5 protein-coding genes are annotated in these 5,140 nt (G+C 36.8%); all 5 read left to right on the forward strand.

Going from position 1 to position 5,140, the window contains the following annotated elements; all coding sequences use genetic code 11:
- The coding region (locus tag AC1DRQ_RS29345; RefSeq protein WP_477429346.1) for an isocitrate lyase/PEP mutase family protein at positions 1 to 530 on the forward strand (530 nt) is incomplete at its 5' end.
- Positions 531 to 575: 45 nt separating this feature from the next.
- Positions 576 to 956: a YybH family protein gene (locus tag AC1DRQ_RS29350; protein WP_477429348.1), complete on the forward strand. Its 381-nt coding sequence runs from the start codon at positions 576 to 578 to the stop codon at positions 954 to 956.
- Positions 957 to 1,226: 270 nt separating this feature from the next.
- A complete protein-coding gene (locus AC1DRQ_RS29355; RefSeq protein ID WP_477429350.1) occupies positions 1,227 to 1,595 on the forward strand; it encodes a VOC family protein in 369 nt (122 codons plus the stop codon).
- Positions 1,596 to 1,603: 8 nt separating this feature from the next.
- A complete protein-coding gene (locus AC1DRQ_RS29360) occupies positions 1,604 to 2,473 on the forward strand; it encodes a helix-turn-helix domain-containing protein (RefSeq protein ID WP_429396082.1) in 870 nt (289 codons plus the stop codon).
- Between the two features lie 621 nt (positions 2,474 to 3,094).
- Positions 3,095 to 5,140: SusC/RagA family TonB-linked outer membrane protein (locus AC1DRQ_RS29365; RefSeq protein WP_477429352.1), on the forward strand; the 2,046-nt coding region annotated here is incomplete at its 3' end.

The raw sequence follows: 5,140 nt of genomic DNA on the forward strand, positions 1-5,140 counted from the left end.
ATATGGAAGGAGGGTATAGCCGCAGCATTAACGGCATTATTGAAAATATAAACAAACTGCATGATGCCGGCGTGGCTGGAATAAACCTGGAAGATACCATTGCAGGCGCTACTCGCCAGTTACAACCTGTCGCTGAATTTAAAAAAATCCTTTCGGCAGTAGCAGCGCATATCAGCCGCAACAACCTGCAACTATTTTTAAATGTAAGGACCGACGGATTCCTTTTGGGGATGTCAACAGCACTTGATGAAACACTTACCCGCATTAAAAGCTATGAAAACGCAGGCGCCAACGGCATTTTTGTTCCTTGTATCACCAACGGGAATGACATTAAAGCGGTAGTTGAAGCCACCAGCCTTCCTATTAACGTAATGTGTATGCCTAACCTGCCAAATTTTGAGGAGCTGGGATCGCTGGGTGTAAAAAGGATTAGTATGGGGCCGTTTCTTTTTAACAAGGTTTATGACAATGCCGGGAAACTTGCCAAGGCAATTAATGACCAGAAAAACTTCTCGTCTATCCTTTCCTGATTTTTAAAAATCAAATAAATTATTCACAAATAAAAACTCAAAAAAATGAATCTACCCAAAAGAGCCGAAGATGCTCATGCAACACTTGCGGCCGCCTATAACACCGGTGATGTGGCCACAGTAATGAACATGTATGATGTTACAGGCATTATTGTACCAGAACCCGGAAAACCAGTATCAGGCAAAGAACAATTTGAAGAAGCAATAAAAGCCATTTTATCCATTAAAGGAAAAATGGAAATTAAAACCGTTTATTGTCTTCAAACAGGAAACATTGCCGTGGGACGATCTGAATGGAATATTACAGATGGCGATGAAGTAAAGATAAGTGCCAAAGGCATTGAAGTAATGAAACAACAAGCCGACGGTACCTGGAAAATTGTTATAGACCAGGCATTTGGCGCCGAAGCTAATCTTGTAGCTTAATATCAGGTGTATTCCTGCTGATGCAACTTGGTGCTTATAACTACGTAATTTTGTAAAACCAATTGTAAACTATTGTTTATGATATAACAGGTAATAATAAATAAATCCCCCTATTTGGGGGATACACTGCCTGATTAGCTAAGCTATCTTTGATACGTGCAATAGTTTTTACTGACCGGCTATTGCATCCCACACTAAATATCACCCTGATAATCACGCTATGATATTGGGCTGATTTCCTAAAAAATCTTTGTAAGACTTATTTATAACATGAAATTGAAATATATCCCTGTTTTTGCAGAGGACGCTGACGCGCAAATAGATTTTTATACACAAAAACTGGGCTTTAATGCCATCAGCAATATTTGTTTTATAGAGGGGGAGGAGTGCACTGTACTACAGGCCGACAATTTGGATGTTGCCCTTGTTGTTGCCGGTGGCAACAGTAACAACACTTTTAAAAGCTGTATCATATTAAATACCGAGGACTGCCTGAAAGATTATCATTTATATAAAACTGCTGGTGTGTTTTTTTATGCAGCCCCGCGGTACCTGCCTACAGGCCTGGCAGCCGAGTTTTTAGATCCGGGAGGTAACCGGTTTATTTTATTGGAGGAAAGAAATTATACTGAAATATAAATTTTTATATGATGGATTATTCAAAAACATTACGGAACAATAATAAGATATACAGCCGTACCAGCAGCCAAAGGCAAAATCAGCAATATAGTTCTGATTTTAGTTTGAGGTTTGTTTTTACCGGGAATGAACGTTATGACATTGGCAGGCGGCATTTATCAATATATCCCGATTCTTTTTTGATATTGAACAGGGGTACACAATACTCAACCGATACAGATTCAAGTGTGCCGGTACAATCATTCAGCATCAACTTTGATCAGCAATTTTTGGAGGACTTTAAGGAATACTGGGCTTTTACGGATAACCGGCTGGTAAACAGAAACGGGTATAAAACAAAGCAGCAACAGGAATTTGATGAAACTATTTATCCGTTTAGTGGCGATATCATGTACAACGTATATCACCTTAAACAATACCTGGATAATGGCATGCATGATGAGCTCCTGATAAACGAGTATTTAACCCACTGCCTCATTAACTATTTCACTATTTATAACGAGGAAATACTGAATAAGGCAGAAAAACTTCATTTTTTAAACCCAAGTACAAAAATTGAAATTTTGCGCAGGCTTAACCTGGCTAAAGAATATCTGTACAGTAATTATAACCAAAATATAAGCCTCGAAGACCTGGCAGAATATTCATGCCTTTCGGTTAATCACCTTTTGCGCACATTTAAACAGGCATTTAATTTAACGCCACACCAGTTTTTAATACAATTGCGTTTAAAAAGAGCCCAGCTATTGTTAAAAAGTACCACATATCCAATTAACGAGGTAGTGAATCTTATTGGTTTTGAATGCCCCAGTTCTTTTATCAGGCTGTTTAAAACCCATTATAAAATTACGCCTTTAAAATACCGGCAAATAGCCTGAGCGGCTATTTGCTTTATAGATAAAATAATAATATAATTATTATAATAAGCTTGCCTATAAATCCCGCCTCATTAATGTGCGAAAACTATCAAAATGGTGATTCTCGCACATCCTGCAATAAATTCATTTGCTACTATTGTGTTTGTATTAGTCATATAGTCTGTCACTATACTTATTATATAATTAACTATTAAACACTTATTCTATGATAATAGCACCTGCGTAAATTTAATATTCATTGTATTATTGTGCCTGATGCTACGTAAATACCCCACAACGTGGTATTTTTCAATTGTATCCTATCAATTGGCACTCATCATAAACCTTATTAAATCTTCTTTAACTCGTTAGTTCAACACGCCTAAAAAAGTATTCATTTAAGATATCAAGTTACCCCGCTTGTTCTTTAAGTTATAGTTAAAGAAATATTTTTTTCGGAGTGAAAGGAACTTTTATATAGTGGCCTTAAATTCTTCAACTATCTATAAATCAAAAAAATAATAAATATGAAAAATGGACAAATAGAACCGGATACTTAACTTTTTTCGGTTAATAAACTTTTATTCAAAGTTAAAACGTGAAAAAATCTAAAAATTATATCTAATAACAAATAAAAAAAGCATGAAGCACAAATTACTTAAAATTTTCATGGTTTGTTTTTTCTGCTGCGCGGCTTCAATGGCCTTTGCACAAAATCAAACCGTAACCGGTACAGTTACTTCGCAGGATGAGGGTTTACCTATCCCTGGAGTAACGGTAAAAATCAAAGGGTCCAGTCAGGGGACACAAACCGGTACCGATGGTAAATACACCGTGAATGTGGCAAATGGCACAACGCTGGTCTTTTCATTTATCGGGTATGCAACTCAGGAAGTTGTTGTTACCAAAAACATCATGAATGTCGTACTAATCTTAAGCAGTAAACAATTAGGCGAAATTGTGGTAACTGGTTTGGGTATAAGCAAAGCCAAAAAAACTTTAGGTTATGCACAAACTAMAGTTAAAAATGAGGATATAAACAGATCTGCACCTAATAACCCTTTTGGAGCTTTACAAGGTAAAGTAGCAGGTGTAAACATATCAAACGTAGGTGGTAGTGCCGGTGGTTCAACTAAAATAATCTTACGTGGTTATACTTCATTAACAGGTACCAACCAACCTTTATTTATTATAGACGGTGTGCCGTTGGATAACTCACGCAGAGGATCAGATGACAACTTTGACTTTGGTAACAACGCAAATGATATTGATCCAAACCAGATTGATAACATATCAATTCTTAAGGGCTCGGCTGCAACCGCTATTTACGGTTCCCGCGGTTCAAACGGTGTTATTGTTATTACTACCAAAAAAGGGAAATCAGGTAAACCGGTTGTTGAATTTTCAAGTGCGGCAACCATGACTGATCTTGCCTTCGTTTACAAACCACAGGATGTGTTTGGTCAAGGGTGGGATGGACATTTCGTATTAGGTGAAAATGGAAACTGGGGCCCTAAATATACAGGCTTAACTCAGCCTTGGGGTGCAGTAGTTGATAATACTCAACTATTAAGACCTTTTTCTTTTATACAAAATAACGTCAGAGACGCATTTGATCGTGGCATTGATTTAAATAATAATATTTCAATAAGCGGTGGTACAGATGCTACTACCTATTTGTTTTCATACAATAATATCTATTCGAATGGTATCCTGCCTGGTCCGGCAGATAAATTTAAAAGGAATAACTTCACTTTAAAAGGATCAACCACATATAAAAACTTTTCTATCGATGCCTCTCTTAACTATGTTGGTAAAAATGGAAATTTCGTAGCAACCGGTCAGGGGCCAACAGGTATAGCTTCTACATTTTATGAAAACATCCTGCAAATTCCGGGCTCTGTGCCTATTAAGGATTTAAGGGATTATAAAAACCAATACTTTAACATAGACAATTATTATACTCCTTTTGCCGTAAACCCATTCTACAGCTTAAATGAAAATGGCAGCCATAGCAAAAACGATCGTTTTTATGGCAACGTTAACATGAACTATAAAGTTACAGACTGGTTAACACTTAACTTTCAACAGGGTGCAGATGTTTCCAACATGGGAAACAAAATATGGTTTAACTCAAACTATCCAACTCCTGGTAGCTGGGTAGGTGGTGCCAATACAGAAAGTGCTGTGAGAAAACCTGACGTAGGTAGTGTTGAAGAAGATAATTTCCAGAACTTTGAGTATGATAGTAAATTACAGGCGCTGTTTAATAAAAAGTTCTCTAATTTTGAGATCAATGGTTTATTAGGTGCAAACTACAATGACCGTGGTTCACGTTCACATATAAGCAGAATTGAAGGCTTAGCTATTCCAGACTTTTTTAACTTGTCAAATAGTTCAAATCAACCCTTTGCTTCCGAAGAGGAAATACATCGTCGTTTGTTAGCTTTTTATGGTCAGGCTACAATTGGTTATAAAGATTATCTGTATTTAACAGTTACCGGTCGTAATGATATTACATCAACTTTAGCAACAGGTAACAACAGTTATTTTTATCCTGCTGCAAACTTGTCATACGTATTATCACAGGCGCTGGGAATTAAAAGTAGTAAAGTAACTTACATTAAATTAAGAGGWAGCTATGGTGAAACAGGTAGTGATACCGATCCGTATAGCACGCTTAATGTG

The sequence above is a fragment of the Mucilaginibacter sp. P4_E8 genome (assembly GCF_056401495.1).

Excerpts from the sequence above, each read along its gene's own strand:
- AC1DRQ_RS29350 (WP_477429348.1), top strand. The coding sequence starts at position 576 with ATGAATCTACCCAAAAGAGCCGAAGATGCTCATGCAACACTTGCGGCC.
- AC1DRQ_RS29355 (WP_477429350.1), top strand. The coding sequence starts at position 1,227 with ATGAAATTGAAATATATCCCTGTTTTTGCAGAGGACGCTGACGCGCAA.
- AC1DRQ_RS29360 (WP_429396082.1), top strand. The coding sequence starts at position 1,604 with ATGATGGATTATTCAAAAACATTACGGAACAATAATAAGATATACAGC.